The sequence below is a fragment of the Myxococcus dinghuensis genome (assembly GCF_024198235.1).
In the GTDB taxonomy this organism is placed as follows: domain Bacteria; phylum Myxococcota; class Myxococcia; order Myxococcales; family Myxococcaceae; genus Myxococcus; species Myxococcus dinghuensis.
In genome coordinates this window covers 48,298-64,240 of the sequence record NZ_JAKCFB010000046.1, presented here as the reverse complement: position 1 = coordinate 64,240, position 15,943 = coordinate 48,298, and the positions used below count along the sequence as shown (strand labels likewise).

Here is a 15,943-nt window from a genome sequence, read left to right as displayed (position 1 = left end):
CGGCGAGGCGGTGATGCAGTTGCTGTCGGAGCTGCACAAGGCCGGCGCCACCATCTGCATGGTGACGCACGACCCGGCGCACGCGCGCGTCGCCACCCGCACCGTCAGCCTCTTCGACGGCCGCATCACCCTCGACGAGAAGCGCTGAGCCGCGCCGCCTCGGGACGACCTCCTCCCCCCTTCGCTGCCCCTCCCGGAACGAGACCATGGACACCCTGCTGCAAGACCTCCGGTACGCGGTGCGCGGGTTGTTGCGCGACAAGGGCTTCTCGCTGGTGGCGGTCCTGACGCTGGCGCTGGGCATCGGCGCCAACACCGTCATCTTCAGCTTCCTCGACGCGCTGATGTTGCGGCCGTTCGACTTCCCCGGCCTGGACCGGCTCGTCTTCCTCGTCGAGTCGACGCCGGGCTACGCGCGCAACCAGCTGTCCGCGGCGGTGGTGGACGACCTGCACCGCAACCCCCAGTCCCTGGAGCGCGTCTCCGCCTTCCAGACGTGGGACCTGAACCTCACGGGCGACAACGAGCCCGAGCGCCTGGTGGGCTACCGCGTCACGTCCGACTTCTTCGGCGTGCTGGGCGTGGGCGCGGCGCAGGGCCGCACGCTGCAACCGGACGAGAGCGCGCCGGGCCGCGAGCGCGTCGTCGTGCTCAGCCACGCCCTGTGGGAGCGCCGCTTCGGCGCGGACCCGGGCATGGTGGGCCGCACGGTGACGCTGGACGGTGAGCCCTACACGGTGGTGGGGGTGATGCCCTCCGACTTCCGCTTCCCCAAGGCGGCGCAGCTCTGGGTGCCCCTGGCGCTGCCCGCCAACGCGGCGACGGCGTGGACGGACCACTCGTTCCAGGCCGTGGCGCGGTTGAAGGAGGGCCACTCGGTGCAGTCGGCGCGCTCCCAGCTCGCGCTGCTGGACGCGCGCCTGGCGCAGGACGACCCGGGCCACCGCGTGTCCGCCATCCCCCTGCGGGAGTACGGCGACGCGCCGGTGCGGCTGATGCTGTACGTGCTGATGGCCGCCACGGTGCTGGTGCTGGGCGTGGCGTGCGCCAACGTGGCGGGCATGCTGCTGGCGCGGGCGACGAAGCGGGCGCGGGAGATGGCCATCCGCGGCGCGCTGGGCGCGGGCCAGGGCCGGCTGACGCGGCAGATGCTGACGGAGAGCCTGGTGCTGGCGCTGCTGGGCGCGTCGGGCGGCCTGCTGCTGGCGCTGTGGGGCATCCACCTGATGCGGGCGGGCGTGCCCGCCGACGTGGGCCGCTTCGTGCCGGGCTGGCACCGGGTGGGCCTGGACGGGCGCGTGCTCGGCTTCACGCTGGCGGCCGCGGTGGGCGCCACGCTCGCCTTCGGCCTGGCGCCGGCGCTGCGGGCCTCGCGCGTGCAGCCCGCGGACGCGATGCGCCGCGAGGGCCGCAACTCCGGCGGCGGCCGGCAGCGGCTGCGGCAGGTGCTGGTGGCCGCGCAGTTGGCCTTCGCGCTGGTGCTCACCGTGTGCGCGGCGCTCAACGCCCGCAGCTTCGCGACGATGATGGACGCGCCCACGGGCTTCGAGCGCGAGGGGCTGCTGACGCTGAAGTTCGGCACGAACGAGCGGCGCTACCCGGACAACGCCACCATCGTGCGCTTCCAGGACGAGGCCCTCGCCCGCCTCGCCGCGCTGCCCGGCGTGAAGGCCGTGGCCGCCACGAGCAACCTGCCGCTGGGCCCCAGTTGGAGCCGCACCACGCTGGAGGTGGAGGGCGAGCCGCCCCCGGCGCCCGGCAACGCGCGCTACATCTTCTACCAGGTGGTGTCGGAGGACTACTTCCGCGCCCTGGCCATCCCCCTGCGCGAGGGCGTCACCTTCACGCCGCAGGACGGCCCGGACGCGCCCAAGTCCGTCGTCATCAGCCAGACGCTGGCGCGCCGGCACTTCGCGGACGGCGGCGCGGTGGGCCGGCGAATCACCGTGGACAGCGTGGACGGCAAGCCCGTCTGGCGCACGGTGGTGGGCGTGGTGGGCGACGTGCAGGTGGCCACCTTCGGCAGCGGCGCGGGCGACTTCGCGGCGGTGTACCTGCCCCAGCGCCAGGAGACGACGCGGGAGACGTACCTGGCGGTGCGCGGCGAGGGCAACCCCACGGCGCTCACCCCGGCGGTGCGGCGCGTGCTGTCGGAGCTGGACGCGGAGCTGCCCGTCACCTACATCAAGCCCATGACGCAGGTGGTGGGCGAGACGCTGCTCGCGCCCCGCTACGCGGTGGTGCTGCTGCTCGTCTTCGCGGGCGTGGCGCTGCTGCTCAGCGCGGTGGGCGTCTACGGCGTCATCGCCTACAGCGTCAGCCAGCGCACGCACGAGATTGGCGTGCGCATGGCGCTGGGCGCGAAGCAGGCGGACGTGGTGTGGCTGGTGGTGCGCCAGGGCCTGAGCCCCACGCTGGGTGGCGTGGCGCTGGGCCTGGGAGGCGCCCTCGCCGCGGCCCGGGCCATGTCCGGCCTGCTCTACGGCGTGAGGCCCTTCGAGCCCCTGCTCTTCGCCGGCATGGCGCTGTTCCTCGTCGTCGTCGCGCTGCTCGCCACGCTGATTCCCGTGCGCCACGCCATCCGCGTGGACCCGGTCATCGCCCTGCGCGAGGAGTAGCGCGGAGCCGGGCCTCGCCCCGCCGGTCGACACGGCGGGGCGGCCCCGAGGGCTCGGGGCGCCGGCGGACTACAGCCGTCCGTCCGCCTGCTGCTGACGCTCGATGCTCTCGAACAGGGCGCGGAAGTTGCCGCCGCCGAAGCCCTGGTCGCCCTTGCGCTGGATGATTTCGTAGAAGAACGGGCCCGCCGACGCCTGCTTGTAGAGGCTCGCCGCGTCCTTCATGAAAATCTGGAGCAGGTAGCTGTTCTCCTTGTCGCCGTCGACGAGGATCTCCAGGTCGCGCAGCGTCTGGATCTCCTCGTCGATGCGCTTGATGCCCATGTGCTGGATGCGCTCCGGCAGCGCGTCGTAGTACGTGCCCGGGGTGGGCATGAACTCGATGCCCGCCGTGGCGCGCATGTCCTTCACCGCGGTGAGGATGTCCTTCACCGTCAGCGCCAGGTGCTGCACGCCGTCGCCCCGGTGGTCCTCGTTGAAGAGGTTGATCTGACTGGCCTTGAAGAACGGCCGGTAGGGTTCGTTGTTGGCGAACTTCACCCCGCTCCTCGGGTCCCACATCACCTCGGACTTCAGGCCGCTGCCGTGGGCGCGCTTCTCCTTCGCCGCCACGTCCTCGGTGTGGAACTCGATGTGCCAGAACTTCTCGAAGCCCATGACGTGCTCCATCCACAGGAGCATGGGCCGCATCGTCTGGAAGTTCGACGTGACGTGGTCCACCCGGCCGAAGCCGTAGCGGTTCTTCCCGCCCTTGGGCGTGTCGTGGTGGAGGTAGCCCGGGAACAGCGCGCGGTAGCCGTCCCGCTGGATGAAGCGGAACGTCGTGTCACCGAAGGGCGTGGTGATGGAGAACAGCGCCAGCTTGCCGCCCCGGTCGTCCGTGAAGCGCTGGACGTCGTTGATGAACGTGGCGCCGCGCTGCTCCAGCAGGCGGAAGGCCTTCTCCGCGTCCTCCACCTCGAAGTTGAGCGTGCCCACGCCGTCCGGGTGCTTGCGCAGGTAGCGCCACGCGCGCCCGCCCTCGCCCACCGGCTGGCTCACCATCAGCACCACGTCGCCGGCCTGGAACACGGCCGACTTCTGCTTGCCCGGGACCTCCAGGTCCGGCGACGACACGCCCAGCTCCGCGAAGTCCAGCCCCTTCGTGTAGAAGTCGCGGCTGCGCTCCAGGTCATGCACGTACCAGTGAACGCTCTCCAGCGTCTTGATGCCCAGCGACTCCAGCTTGGCCATGGGATGGCTCCTCGAAGGGGGAAGACTCAGACGGGCACGGCATCCGGTTGACGGTCCGGATGGGCCGCCTGGAACGCCGGCAGCTCAGCGCACGCCGCCTCGATTCGCAACAGGGTGGCGCAACGTGACAGGTCCCCCCCGAACCGGCGCGCCGCGTAGAGCTGCGGCACCAGGCAGACGTCCGCCACGGACACGGAGTCCCCCACGCAGAAGCGCCCCGCCGTGGGCTGCACCGCCGCCTCCAGCGACCCCAGCCCCCGGTCGAGCCAGTGCGCCGCCCACGCCTTCTCGTCCGCCCGCAGCTCGTTCTTGATGCGCTGCACCACGGCCGTGTTGTGCAGGGGCTGGATGCCGGAGTTCACCATCTCCGCCAGCATCCGCGCCCGGCCGCGCAGGTACGCGTCCTCCGGGAGCAGCGCGGGGGAGGGGACGACCTCCTCCAGGTACTCGAGGATGGCCAGCGACTGGGACAGCCGGCGCGTCGTGCCGTCCGCCTCCACCCACTCCAGCGTGGGCACCGTGCGCATGGGGTTGATGGCGCGGTAGGCGTCCGTGTTCTGCTCCCCGCCGTCCTTGAGCAGGTGCACCGGCACGTACTCGAAGGACAGCCCCTTGAGGTGCAGCCCCAGCCGCGCGCGCCACGACGCGGACGAGCGCCAGTAGTTGTGCAGCCGCAGCCCCTTCATGGCTTCTTCTCCACGACCTTCTGGGAGATGCGGCCGAACAGGCTGTTGCCGTCCTCGCCCGTCATCTCGATGTCGATGGTGTCGCCGACCTTCATGAAGGGCGTGCTGGGCTTGCCCTGCTCGATGGTCTCGATCATCCGCTGCTCGGCGAGGCAGGAGATGCCCCGGGCCCGGTCCGCGTTGGACACCGTGCCGCTGCCCAGGACGGTGCCGGCGGTGTAGCTGCGCGTCTTGCACAGGTGCTGGACGAGGTCGAAGAAGGAGAAGTGCATCTCCGGCCCCGCGTCGGTGTCACCCACCTGCTGGCCGTTGAGCACCGACCGCACCCGCAGGTGCACGCGCCCGTCGCGCCACGCGCCGCCCAGCTCGTCCGGCGTCACCGCGAAGGGGCTGAAGGCCGTGGCGGGCTTGCTCTGGAAGAAGCCGAAGCCCTTGGCCAGCTCGTCCGGGATGAGGTTGCGCAGGGACACGTCGTTGGCCAGCATCAGCAGCTTGACGTGCTTGCCCGCGTCCTGGGCCTTCGTCCCCTGGGGCGTGTCCCCGAGGATGACGGCGACCTCGCTCTCGAAGTCCAGGCCCCACGCCTCGTCGGCCAGGGGGATGTCGTCGGTGGGGCCGAGGAAGTCCCCGGAGCCCCCCTGGTACACGAGCGGGTCCGTGCGCAGCGTGGCGGGCGGCTCCGCGTTGCGCGCCTTGCGCACCAGGATGACGTGGTTGATGTACGCGCTGCCGTCCACCCACTCATAGGCGCGCGGCAAGGGCGCCGCGAGCGCGCGCACGTCCAGCGGGCGGCTCTGCACCGCGTCCGCCTCCAACTGCGCGGCGAGCGCGCGCAACTGCGGCTCCTTCGCGTCCCAGTCGTCGAGCGCGGCCTGGAGCGTCAGCGCCACGTTGGTGGCCAGCGCGTAGGCCGAGTTGTCCCGCTTGACGACGATGAGCCGCCCGTCACGGGTTCCATCCTTGAGCGTCGCGAGCTTCACTCCCCGCCTCCCCGCGGCCCCATGGAGATGAAACCGCGAGGGCCGCCTCAGTGTGGGCTTGGCTTTTCCGCCGGGGCCCCGAGGGTGTCAAGCACACCCGTCGGATGCGGCGCGCCAATCGTCCAGCGTGGGAAAAGTCCCCCTGAGGTGACCGGTAACGCGGACGCATGTCACCGGCCACCCGGGGCGAGGGGCGTGCCCTCTCAACGGAAAACTACCAGCAGCTCGACCGGGCCGGCAGCCGCGCGAAGTAGTTGGCGCCCAGGTTGCTGTCCCACTGCCCACCCGCCGTGGCGGCGACATAGATGTCCCACGCGTTCAGGTTGAGGTTGGTGTCGAAGGCGTAGAGGAAGAGGTTGCTCTCCACCGCGTTGGGCTGCTCGCACACCCAGACGCCCTCCTGGCCGCCCGCGGCGAAGTGCGCGTTGCACAGCGGCGTGTTCAGGTAGCGCATGCACTTGGTGCAGCCGCGCGGGCCGGCGTTGAGGAAGACATACGCGTCGTCGTGCGTGCCCGCGCTGGCGGACAGCAGCTCCGTGCGCCCGTTGAGCTGGACCCAGAACTGGATCTGGCTGTCCGGGTACAGCCCGCGCAGATAGCCCCGGTAGCTGAGGGTGAGCGTGGACAGCTTGCTCGGCAGCCGCGACGTGTGGCGGATGACCTCGAAGGGGCCGGTCACCACCGTGTCGTCGACGCTGCAGATGGGATAGTCGGGCGGATAGTCGGAGGCGCTGGCGACGACGGGAGACAGCAGCGACAGCGCGAGCACGACCGCGAGGCGGGAGGAGGGCTTCATGATGGGAAAGGTCCCCGAACGTCCCGGGCGAGGTGAGGAAGAGGACTCGGCGGGGCTCCGGGAATACCCCACCATCCTGGAATAGTACCTCCGGACGGCACGCGCGCCTCGCGGCGGCCCGCTGACGTCTTCACCGCGTTCACCGCGGGGGGCACCCGCTCCCCGCAGCGGGGCGCGTGCAATGGCGCCCCCAGGCGTTCGTGTTGAAGGCAATCCAACCCGGTTGGAGCCCCCGGAGCCCACATGCCGCATCGGTTCACCCTGCCACGAGCGCTCGCCGCGATGGCGCTCGCCCCTGCCCTCGCGCTGTCCAATCCCAAGCCCACCCCGGCCCCGGCGCCGAAGCCCGCCGCGGAGGCGAAGCCCGCCCCGCGCGCCGAGCCCCGGCGGTACACCGTCGAGCAGCTCATGAAGACGACGCGCATCAACGGCGCGTCCTTCTCCCCGGACGAGAAGCGGATCCTCTACTCGTCCAACCAGACGGGCATCTTCAACGTCTTCTCCGTCCCCGTCACCGGCGGCAAGCCCACGCAGCTGACGAACTCCACCGTCGACAGCACCTTCGCCGTCGGCTACTTCCCCAAGGACGAGCGCATCCTCTTCACGCGCGACCAGGGCGGCAACGAGCTGGCGCACCTGTACGTGCGCACGCCGGACGGCCAGGAGAAGGACCTGACGCCCGGCGACAAGGTCCGCGCGCTGTTCTTCGGCTGGAGCAAGGACGAGACCGCGTTCTACGTCCTCGCCAACGAGCGCGACGAGCGCTTCATGGACCTCTACCGGTACGACGCGAAGACCTTCGCGCGCACGACGCTGTACACGAGCGACGGCCAGTTCGACGTGAGCGACGTGTCCCCGGACGAGAAGTGGATCGCCCTGGACAGGTTCAACACCACGGCGGACTCGGACGTCTACCTCCACGAGGTGGCCACGAAGCAGGAGAAGCACCTGACGCCGCACCAGGGCACCGCGGGCTGGGCCGCCAGCACCTTCGACCCGGTCTCCTCCTCGCTGTACCTGCTCACCAACGAGGGCACCGAGTTCACCCGCGTGGTGCGCTACGGGGTCGCCACCGGGAAGATGGAGGAGGTGGAGAAGGCGGACTGGGACGTGGTCTCCACGTACTTCTCCAGGAACGGCGCGTACCGCGTCTCCGTCATCAACCAGGACGGGCGCACCGTCATCCGCCTGCACGACGAGAAGGCCAAGAAGGCGGTGGCGCTGCCCAGCCTCCCCGAGGGTGACATCACCAACGTGACCCTGGCCCGCAGCGAGAAGCGCATGGCCTTCCACCACAACGGGGACCGCTCGCCCACCAACCTCTACGTCTACGACTTCGCCACGAAGAAGGCGACGCGGCTGACGGACACGCTCAACCCGGAGCTGGACGCCAAGGACCTGGTGGAGGCGGACGTCGTGCGCTTCAAGTCCTTCGACGGGCTGGAGATTCCCAACATCCTCCTGAAGCCGCAGCAGGCCAGCGCGCAGAACAAGGTGCCCGCGCTGGTGTGGGTCCACGGCGGGCCGGGCGGCCAGACGCGCAAGGGCTACAACCCGTTCTTCCAGTACCTGGCCAACCAGGGCTACGTGGTGCTGGGCATCAACAACCGCGGCAGCTCCGGCTACGGCAAGACGTTCAACACCGCGGACGACCAGAAGCACGGCCGCGAGCCGCTCCAGGACTGCCTCGAGGCGAAGAAGTACCTGGCCAGCCTCCCCTACGTGGACGGCGCGCGCATCGGCATCATCGGCGGCAGCTACGGCGGCTACATGACGCTGGCCGCGCTCACCTTCCACCCGGACGCCTTCAACGTGGGCGTGGACATCTTCGGCGTGTCCAACTGGCTGCGCACGCTCGAGAACCTCCCGCCCTACTGGGAGTCCCGGCGGCAGGCGCTCTACCAGGAGATGGGCAACCCGCAGACGCAGGAGGCCATGCTGCGCGCCATCTCCCCGCTCTTCCACGCGGACCGCATCCGCAAGCCGCTGCTCGTCATCCAGGGCGCCAACGACCCGCGCGTGCTGAAGGTGGAGTCTGACGAAATCGTCCAGGCCGTGCAGAAGAACAAGGTCCCCGTCGAGTACGTCGTCTTCCCCGACGAGGGCCACGGCTTCACCAAGAAGAAGAACGAGGCGGAGTGCTACGCGCGCACCGCCGCCTTCCTGGACAAGTACCTGAAGCAAGCCCCCACGGCCGCGACGAACTGACGCGGGCCGCGGGTCCGGGCGCCGGCGAGGAGGACTCCTCCCTCCCGCCGGCGCTCTTCTTCAGCGCAGCACGTGCGGCGCCGCCGCCGCCACGGCCCCCGCGGCCAGCGCCAGCAGCAGCCCGCCGACGAGCCACCGCGACACCGGGGCCTCGGCGGGCGCGGGCACGCGGGGCGCCTCCGCCTCCAGGTCCGTCACCAGCAGCGCGCGCGTCTCCTCCGAGGACAGCGTGCGCGCCGGCCCGGGCGCCTCCACCCCGGACAGCTCCAGCGCGCCGGCCGCGTCCACCACGGCGCGCAGCGCGTCCAGCACCGCGTCCATGGACGCGAAGCGGTGCTCGGGCCGCTTCTCCAGGCAACAGCGCACCAGCGCCTCCAGCGGCGCGGGGATGGCCAGGTCGGGCCGCAGCGCCCGGAAGTGCGGCGGCAGCTCCTTGTGGTGCGCGAACACGAGCTCCAGCGGGTCGGTGGCCACGAAGGGCACCCGGCCCACCAGCATCTGGTAGACGACGATGCCCAGCGAGTAGACGTCGCTGCGCGCGTCCGCCGCGCCCCGCGCCTGCTCCGGCGCCCGGTACGCGTGGGAGCCGGGCAGCGTGCCCGACTGGGTGATGTCCGGAACCGACAGCCGCCCCTGCTCCGACAGGACGGGCGCCCCACGCCCGAAGCCCCGCACCTTCACGTGCTCGTGCCCGCCGTCCGCGTCCCGGGAGACGAGGACGCTCTCCGGGGTGAGCGCGTGGTGCACCACCCCCGCCCGGTGCGCCGCCCGCAGCGACCGCGCGATGCCCCGCGCCAGCTCCACCGCGCGCGGCCACGCCACCGCCCCGGCCTCCAGCCGCTGCCCCAGGGTGACCCCCTCCACCAGCTCCGTGGCCAGGTAGACGGCGCCGTCCTCCATGCGCCCGAAGTCGATGACGGTGACGGTGTTCGGGTGGTGCAGCCGCGCGGTGGCCCGCGCCTCCGCCAGCAGGCGCTGCTGGAGCGCCGCGTCCGCGTCCGCGCCCACCACCTCCAACGACACCACCCGCTCCAGCGGCAACTGCACCGCCCGGTACGCCCGCCCCTGGCCGCCCTGGCGCAGGGGCGCCAGCACCTGGAAGCGGCCCTGGAGCACCTGGCCGACCCGCGGGTCTCCTCCGGCCACGCCGGTGGAGGAAGGATGAGAAGTCTGCGTCTGCATGAAGAAACCTCGGCCGGACCGTCCCATGGGGCCGTCACGGCGGCGTCGAGCCCCCGTCACGGGGCCGACAACACGGGGCAACAGCTCGACACTCGTGCCCCATCGACTCACGCCCCCAGCGGCTGACCACCCCGAGGGCACTCCCAGTACGTGAACTCGCAAACCTCCCGCGCCTCGTCGCAGGGCACCTTCGCCACCGTCATCAGGTGGCACGGGTGATGCGGCCCCTCGGGGCCACCCGCCTCCTGCGCCTCGGGCGCCACCCCGTCCCGAGCCAGCGGCGCCGCGCCCACCCGCGGTGACGTGTCCCGGAAGACACCCGGCGACGACCGCTCGACTCCGACAGGTGCCCCGTCCGACAGCCCCGCGCCTCCCGGCAGCAGTCCCGGCAGGGTGCCCAGCACCGCGCCCAGGACGTACAGCTTCTTGTTCATGAAACCCCCTTGCCGGAGGGACCCCGCCGGCCACGCCCGAGAGCGCGCGCCAGTACCGGTTCCGCGGCAGGGACGTCACTAGCCGGGGGGTCTGACATTCCCCGCGCTTCCGGACAGGGTGGCCAACGGACCCGCCCTCCAGGAGGGGTGAAGCGTCGGGTATCGGAGTGTCACCACATGCGGCTAGGATGGCGCGCCTTCGGAGCCGTCACCGCCCATGCCATTCCAGATCAACGTTCACGCGCAGGACCACATCCTCGAGGTCGTCTATCCCCCGCAGGTCACCTCGGAGGACCTGGCCGAGTACCTGGCGGAGGTGAAGAAGGCCATCGTCGGCTTCGGCGGCGAGTGGTCCGCGCTCGTGGACCAGTCCCAGTTGCGGGTGATGCCTCCGGACGTGGTGGGCGCCATGGCGACCCTCAACGCCTATGCCCAGCTGCACGGCATGAAGCGCTCCGCGCGCATCGTCACCGACGCCCCCTCCGGCCTCCAGGCCTGGCGCATGACGAAGCGGGCCATGCTCACCATCCCCACCCGGACCTTCGAGACCCGGGCGGACGCGCTGGAGTGGCTCCGCAATCCGGACGCCGACTGACGCCTTGCACCGAAGTCGAGGCTTCCGTGTTCCACGGGCCGACTTCACTTATAGTCCGCCCTCCGTCCCCCGGGGCGCACCCCTCTTCACCACCAGGAGTCGTCTCTTCATGTCCCCCACCCGGAATGGCGCCGCCCGGCTGTTTGGCGCGCTGCTTTGCACCTTCACGTTCGCCGCCTGTCAACCCGCCCCGGAGAGCACCTCCGGCGAGCCCACGCCCCCGGAGACCGGTGAGTCGGAGAACCCGGTCATCTACGGCACCGACAACCGCACGGACGTGTACGCGCACACGGACGCCACGCTGCGCGCCCGCGCGGAGCAGGCCACCGTCGCGCTGATGAGCCCGTCGGGCTTCAACGCCACGAACCCCGACAACGTCACCTTCAACGGCTCCAACCTGGGCACGTACGAGAACCTCTGCACCGACCAGCGCTTCCGCTCCGACCCGACGGCGGCGTGGTGCTCCGGTACGCTCATCGACGACGACCTGGTGCTCACGGCGGGCCACTGCGTCACCAGCGCCGCGGAGTGCTCGGGCACGCGCTTCGTCTTCAACTACTACCGCACGTCCGCCAACGCCCTGAAGACGGTGACGACGGCGGACATCTTCTCCTGCCAGTCCATCGTCGCGCGCCGGCAGTCGACGTCGGGCGGTCGCAACCTGGACTACGCCATCCTCAAGCTGGACCGCTCGGCCGCGCCGCGCTTCACGCCCGCCCCCATCCGTCCGGGCAACACGGCGATGACCGCGGGCGCCAACGTGGCCGTCATCGGCTCCGGCAGCGGCATCCCGTTCAAGATCGACTCGGGCGGCTCCGTGCGCAACGCGCGCGCCAGCACCCTGGACTTCTTCGTCGCCAGCACGGACACCTTCGCCGGCAACTCCGGCTCCGGCGTGTACGAGACGGCGACCTACACCGTGGCCGGCATCCTGGTGCGCGGCGAGACGGACTACATCGCCCGCGGCAGCTGCAACATCGTCAACACCTGCTCGGAGTCGGGCACGGACTGCGACGGCGAGGAGATCACCTACGTGCGCCCGGCCATCGACGCCCTGTGCGCCGTGGTCAGCAACGAGCGCCTGTGCGGCACGACGAACCCGCCGACGGGTGGCACCTCGTACGCGTACTCCGCCAGCAACACCAACAGCGCGTCCATCAACACCGTCAACAAGACGGTGGCCCTGACGGCCGGGCAGAAGATCACCGTGGGCACCTGCGGCGTGACGGGCGCCTCCGTCACGGGTGACTCCTACCTGCGCTTCTTCGGACCGGCGGGCACGGAGCTCGCCTCCAACGACGACGAGTGCGGTGGCAACGGCTCCAAGCTGAGCTACACGGCGACGGCGGCGGGCAACTACGAGATCCGCGCGGGCTGCTACTCCACGGGCGCCTGCTCCGGCACGGTGGCCTGGGTCATCGAGACCGGCACGACCAACCCCACGAGCGGCTCGTTCACCTTCTCCGCCTCCAACACCAGCAGCGCGCAGGCCAACACCGTCAACCGCGACGTCGTCGTCGCCGCGGGCCAGCGGCTGTCCTTCGGCACCTGCTCGGTGACGGGCGCCTCCGGCTCCGGTGACACCTTCCTGCGGCTGTACAACGTGGCCACGGGCCAGCAGGTCGTCTCCAACGACGACTCGGCCTCGTGCGGCACGCTGTCCTACGCGACGTACTCGGCCACCACCGCCGGCACCTACCAGATCCGCGCGGGCTGCTACGACAACACCTCGTGCAACGGCACCGTGGCCTGGACGCTCCAGTAACGCACGCCGCCGGCAGAACCGCAGTCCCTTCCGCGGGCGGCCTGGAGACGGGCCGCCCGCAGTCGTTTTCCCACCCTCCGGGCCCGCCGGTCCGCGCCTTCCCACGAGCCGGCGACACCCCGCTTCCCCGCCTCGAACCCCGCGCTTGACAGCCTGGGGGCCGGGGTCTAACGCACAGCGACATGAGCACAGCCCGGTTCCCGCCGTCCCCGACGCGTCCCATCCTGAACGAGGGTCCGTTCCGCGCCCTGCTGCTGGAGAACATCCACCCGTCGGCCTCGGAGCTGCTCGCGGCGGAGGGCTTCCAGGTCGAGCGGACCTCGTCCGCGCTCAAGCCCGCCGAGCTGGCGGAGAAGCTCAAGGGCGTCCACCTGCTGGGCATCCGCAGCAAGACGAACGTGCCCCCGGAGGCGCTCGTCCACGCGGACGACCTGCTGGCCATCGGGGCGTTCTGCATCGGCACGAACCAGATCGACCTGCCGGCGGCGAACACGCACGGCATCCCGGTGTTCAATGCGCCGTTCAGCAACACGCGCAGCGTGGCGGAGATGGTGGTGGCGGAGGTCATCGCGCTGACGCGGCAGCTGTTCGACCGCAGCCGCGAGGTGCACACGGGCCAGTGGCGCAAGGTGGCCACCGGCAGCCACGAGGTGCGCGGCAAGACGCTGGGCATCGTCGGCTATGGCCACATCGGCTCGCAGCTGGGCGTGCTGGCGGAGTCGCTGGGCATGCGCGTGCTCTACCACGACGTGATGACCAAGCTGCCGCTGGGCAACTCGCGCGCGGTGGACACGCTGGACGAGCTGCTGGCGAACTCGGACTTCGTCACGCTGCACGTGCCGGCGCTGCAGTCCACGCACATGATGATGGGCGCCGAGCAGCTGGCGAAGATGAAGAAGGGCGCGTGCCTCATCAACGCCAGCCGTGGCACGGTGGTGGACATCGCCGCGCTGGCGGCGGCGCTGCGCTCCAAGCACCTGGGCGGCGCGGCGGTGGACGTCTACCCGGAGGAGCCGGAGGGCAACTCGGACGGCTTCGTCACGGAGCTGCAGAACCTGCCCAACGTCATCCTCACGCCGCACATCGGCGGGTCCACGGAGGAGGCGCAGGCGTCCATCGGCAAGGAGGTGGCCACCAGCCTCTCCAAGTTCTTCCGCACGGGCGCGACGACGGGCGCGGTCAACTTCCCCATGGTGGAGGTGCCGCTCATCCCCGGCACGCACCGCATCCTCAACGTCCACCGCAACATCCCGGGCGTGCTGCGCGACATCAACCGCATCGTCTCCGACCTGAACGCGAACATCCACGCGCAGGTGCTCAGCACGGACGCCAACATCGGCTACCTGGTGATGGACCTGGACCAGGACGTGTCGCGCCAGGTGTGTGACGCCATCGCCGGGCTGAAGACGGACATCAAGACGCGCATCGTGTCCTGACGTCCGCCGGGCCCGCGCGCCTCACGCGTCCAATATCTTCCCGGGGTTGAGCACGCCCCGGGGGTCCAGCGTGCGCTTGAGCACGCGCAGCAGGGCCAGCTCCGCCTCGGAGCGCGAGTAGCCCAGGTAGTCCTTCTTCAACAAACCCACGCCGTGCTCCGCGGAGATGCTGCCGGCGTGCTTGCGCACCAGCTCGAACATGGTGGGGTCCGCGCCCTTCGTGTGGGCGAGGAACTCCGCCTTGTCCATCTCGTCCGGCTTCATCACGTTGACGTGCAGGTTGCCGTCGCCGATGTGGCCGAAGAGGCAGATCTCCCAGCCCGGGTAGCGCGCGCTGAAGACGGACTCCAGCTCCGCGCAGAAGGCCTCCAGTCCCGCCACCGGCAGGGAGATGTCGTTCTTGTGCGGCAGGCCCGTGGCGGACAGGGACTCGCTGATGCTCTCGCGCAGGGCCCACAGCTCCGCGGCCTGCGTCGCGCTCTGCGCCTGGGTGCCGTCCGTCACCAGGCCCCGCTCGAACAGCGACCCCAGCCAGGCCTCCACCGCCGCCGCGTCCCGCGACTCGGCCTCCAGCAGCACGTAGCAGCCGCTCCCGGCCTCGAAGGGTGAGCGCAGCTTGCGGTGGCGCTGCACACGCGCCAGGCACCGGTCCGTGAAGAACTCGTAGGCGGAGATGAGGAAGGTCGTCTGCTGGCGCGCGTCGCGGAACAGCCGCAGCACCGCCGCCACGTCCGGCACGGCGAAGAGGAACACGTCCTGCCTGCCTGGGAGCTGCGTCAGCTTGAGGGTGGCCTCGGTGATGACGCCCAGGGTGCCCTCGCTGCCGATGAACAGCTGGCGCAGGTCCAGGCCGGTGTTGTTCTTCTCCAACGCGCCGTTGAGCTCCAGCACCGTCCCGTCGGCCGTCACCACCTGGAGCCCCAGCACCCACTGGCGGGTGAGGCCGTAGCGGATGACCTTCACCCCGCCCGCGTTGGTGGCGATGTTGCCGCCCACGGTGCTCGAGCCCTTCGAGGCGAAGTCCACCGGCCACGTCAGGCCGTGCTCGGCGCAGTGGCGGTGGACGGCCTCCGTCACCGCGCCCGCCTGCACGCGCACGGTGTTGCCGAGCAGGTCCACCGGCCCCATGCGGGACATGCGCTGCAGCGACAACACCACCTCGCCCTTCGCCGCCACGGCGCCGCCCGCAAGCCCCGTGCGCCCGCCGGAGGGCACCACCGCGACGCCGTGCCGGTGGCACAGGGCGAGCAGCCGGGAGACCTCGTCCGTGGTCCGGGGCAGCGCCACGGCGCTCGGGGCCGGGGCGTACACCTTCGTCCAGTCGCGGCCGTACTCCTTCAGCTCGTCCGGCTCCCGCGTGAGGAAGTCGGACGGGAAGCCCTCGGCGAGGGCCTGGAGGAAGTCGACGGGGAGCGCGGCGGTGGACATGTCCCAGGCGTATTGCAGGTGGACCGCCGTGACAAGGTGCGGCGAAGCCCCGCTCGCTCGGGCGGTCGCGAGAAAACGCCGGGGCATCGCCAGGAAAAGGACCTCGGTGCGTCTACAGGCCGACGCTCCTCCCGGGAGCCGTCCCCGTGGGTATCCCACCCCGGTGCCCGTGCCTGGAGCCCTCGCGATGACGTCGCGCCGAATGGTCCGCGTCCTGTCCGCCCTGCTCACCCTCACGCTGCCTCCCGTGGCGCTCGCCGCCGTGGAGGCACCGCAGCTGAACAAGCCGTACAAGTTCGTGACGGTGGACAGCTTCCTGGTGCGCGACGCGACCAACGTGGAGCTCACCGGCATCCTGGAAGGGGAGAGCACTCCTCGGACGATCCGCTTCTACTACGCCTCCGGCAACAGCAGCACCGACTCCAGCCAGCACATGAGCCGGTGTGACCGGATGGCCCTGCTGGCCATGAACAAGCCGGGCCTCTATCTCCTGGAGCTGGTCCAGTTGGACTACACCCCCAACCAGACCACCTGTCGGCTGACCCGGCGCGCGGCGACGCAGGCGCCCTGAGGCCCGGGAAG

The 15,943-nt window shown here is 70.9% G+C and carries 13 protein-coding genes and 1 pseudogene; 7 read left to right on the top strand and 7 right to left on the bottom strand.

Features of this window, described 5'->3' with window-relative positions; genetic code table 11:
* Positions 1–148 (top strand): annotated as a pseudogene (locus LZ198_RS36570) (ABC transporter ATP-binding protein); the annotation flags it as partial.
* Between the two features lie 58 nt (positions 149–206).
* A complete protein-coding gene (locus tag LZ198_RS36565; RefSeq protein ID WP_253976772.1) occupies positions 207–2,618 on the top strand; it encodes an ABC transporter permease in 2,412 nt (803 codons plus the stop codon).
* Between the two features lie 69 nt (positions 2,619–2,687).
* Here the strand turns inward: LZ198_RS36565 and hppD are convergent, their stop codons facing one another.
* From hppD to LZ198_RS36545, 4 genes are all read right to left on the bottom strand, one after another.
* On the bottom strand, positions 2,688–3,851 hold the full coding sequence (gene hppD, locus LZ198_RS36560; RefSeq protein ID WP_253976771.1) for a 4-hydroxyphenylpyruvate dioxygenase: 1,164 nt from the start codon (positions 3,849–3,851) through the stop codon (positions 2,688–2,690).
* A 26-nt stretch (positions 3,852–3,877) separates the two neighbouring features.
* Entirely contained in the window at positions 3,878–4,537 is a 660-nt protein-coding gene (gene maiA, locus LZ198_RS36555; protein ID WP_253976770.1) for a maleylacetoacetate isomerase, read from the bottom strand.
* Complete coding sequence (locus LZ198_RS36550) at positions 4,534–5,517, bottom strand: fumarylacetoacetate hydrolase family protein (protein WP_253976769.1); 984 nt, start codon at positions 5,515–5,517, stop codon at positions 4,534–4,536. Before LZ198_RS36550 ends, maiA begins: the two co-directional genes overlap by 4 nt.
* A gap of 214 nt (positions 5,518–5,731) precedes the next feature.
* Positions 5,732–6,313, bottom strand: a complete 582-nt coding sequence (locus LZ198_RS36545) for a hypothetical protein (protein ID WP_253976768.1) — start codon at positions 6,311–6,313, stop codon at positions 5,732–5,734.
* Between the two features lie 243 nt (positions 6,314–6,556).
* Here LZ198_RS36545 and LZ198_RS36540 point away from each other — a divergent pair, with 243 nt between their 5' ends.
* Complete coding sequence (locus LZ198_RS36540; RefSeq protein ID WP_253976767.1) at positions 6,557–8,521, top strand: S9 family peptidase; 1,965 nt, start codon at positions 6,557–6,559, stop codon at positions 8,519–8,521.
* A 60-nt stretch (positions 8,522–8,581) separates the two neighbouring features.
* Here LZ198_RS36540 and LZ198_RS36535 read toward each other — a convergent pair whose 3' ends face one another.
* Positions 8,582–9,703 carry a serine/threonine-protein kinase gene (locus LZ198_RS36535; protein ID WP_267145505.1) on the bottom strand — a complete coding sequence of 374 codons (1,122 nt, stop codon included), beginning with the start codon at positions 9,701–9,703 and terminating at the stop codon, positions 8,582–8,584.
* Positions 9,704–9,810: 107 nt separating this feature from the next.
* Entirely contained in the window at positions 9,811–10,137 is a 327-nt protein-coding gene (locus LZ198_RS36530; protein ID WP_253976766.1) for a hypothetical protein, read from the bottom strand.
* A gap of 217 nt (positions 10,138–10,354) precedes the next feature.
* Between LZ198_RS36530 and LZ198_RS36525 the strand changes: the two genes are divergently transcribed.
* From LZ198_RS36525 to serA, 3 genes are all read left to right on the top strand, one after another.
* On the top strand, positions 10,355–10,732 hold the full coding sequence (locus tag LZ198_RS36525; protein WP_253976765.1) for a SpoIIAA family protein: 378 nt from the start codon (positions 10,355–10,357) through the stop codon (positions 10,730–10,732).
* A 109-nt stretch (positions 10,733–10,841) separates the two neighbouring features.
* Positions 10,842–12,497, top strand: a complete 1,656-nt coding sequence (locus LZ198_RS36520; protein WP_253976764.1) for a serine protease — start codon at positions 10,842–10,844, stop codon at positions 12,495–12,497.
* A 182-nt stretch (positions 12,498–12,679) separates the two neighbouring features.
* A complete protein-coding gene (gene serA / locus LZ198_RS36515; RefSeq protein ID WP_253976763.1) occupies positions 12,680–13,933 on the top strand; it encodes a phosphoglycerate dehydrogenase in 1,254 nt (417 codons plus the stop codon).
* A 21-nt stretch (positions 13,934–13,954) separates the two neighbouring features.
* On the opposite strand, the gene LZ198_RS36510 is transcribed toward serA, so the two are convergent.
* A complete protein-coding gene (locus tag LZ198_RS36510; protein ID WP_253976762.1) occupies positions 13,955–15,361 on the bottom strand; it encodes an FAD-binding oxidoreductase in 1,407 nt (468 codons plus the stop codon).
* 187 nt (positions 15,362–15,548) lie between these two features.
* On the opposite strand from LZ198_RS36510, the gene LZ198_RS36505 reads away from it, so the two are divergent.
* Positions 15,549–15,932 carry a hypothetical protein gene (locus LZ198_RS36505; RefSeq protein WP_253976761.1) on the top strand — a complete coding sequence of 128 codons (384 nt, stop codon included), beginning with the start codon at positions 15,549–15,551 and terminating at the stop codon, positions 15,930–15,932.
* Positions 15,933–15,943: the final 11 nt, after the last annotated feature.

Excerpts from the sequence above, each read along its gene's own strand:
- LZ198_RS36565 (WP_253976772.1), top strand. The coding sequence starts at position 207 with ATGGACACCCTGCTGCAAGACCTCCGGTACGCGGTGCGCGGGTTGTTG.
- hppD (WP_253976771.1), bottom strand. The coding sequence starts at position 3,851 with ATGGCCAAGCTGGAGTCGCTGGGCATCAAGACGCTGGAGAGCGTTCAC.
- maiA (WP_253976770.1), bottom strand. The coding sequence starts at position 4,537 with ATGAAGGGGCTGCGGCTGCACAACTACTGGCGCTCGTCCGCGTCGTGG.
- LZ198_RS36545 (WP_253976768.1), bottom strand. The coding sequence starts at position 6,313 with ATGAAGCCCTCCTCCCGCCTCGCGGTCGTGCTCGCGCTGTCGCTGCTG.
- LZ198_RS36540 (WP_253976767.1), top strand. The coding sequence starts at position 6,557 with ATGCCGCATCGGTTCACCCTGCCACGAGCGCTCGCCGCGATGGCGCTC.
- LZ198_RS36535 (WP_267145505.1), bottom strand. The coding sequence starts at position 9,703 with ATGCAGACGCAGACTTCTCATCCTTCCTCCACCGGCGTGGCCGGAGGA.
- LZ198_RS36530 (WP_253976766.1), bottom strand. The coding sequence starts at position 10,137 with ATGAACAAGAAGCTGTACGTCCTGGGCGCGGTGCTGGGCACCCTGCCG.
- LZ198_RS36525 (WP_253976765.1), top strand. The coding sequence starts at position 10,355 with ATGCCATTCCAGATCAACGTTCACGCGCAGGACCACATCCTCGAGGTC.
- LZ198_RS36520 (WP_253976764.1), top strand. The coding sequence starts at position 10,842 with ATGTCCCCCACCCGGAATGGCGCCGCCCGGCTGTTTGGCGCGCTGCTT.
- serA (WP_253976763.1), top strand. The coding sequence starts at position 12,680 with ATGAGCACAGCCCGGTTCCCGCCGTCCCCGACGCGTCCCATCCTGAAC.
- LZ198_RS36510 (WP_253976762.1), bottom strand. The coding sequence starts at position 15,361 with ATGTCCACCGCCGCGCTCCCCGTCGACTTCCTCCAGGCCCTCGCCGAG.
- LZ198_RS36505 (WP_253976761.1), top strand. The coding sequence starts at position 15,549 with ATGACGTCGCGCCGAATGGTCCGCGTCCTGTCCGCCCTGCTCACCCTC.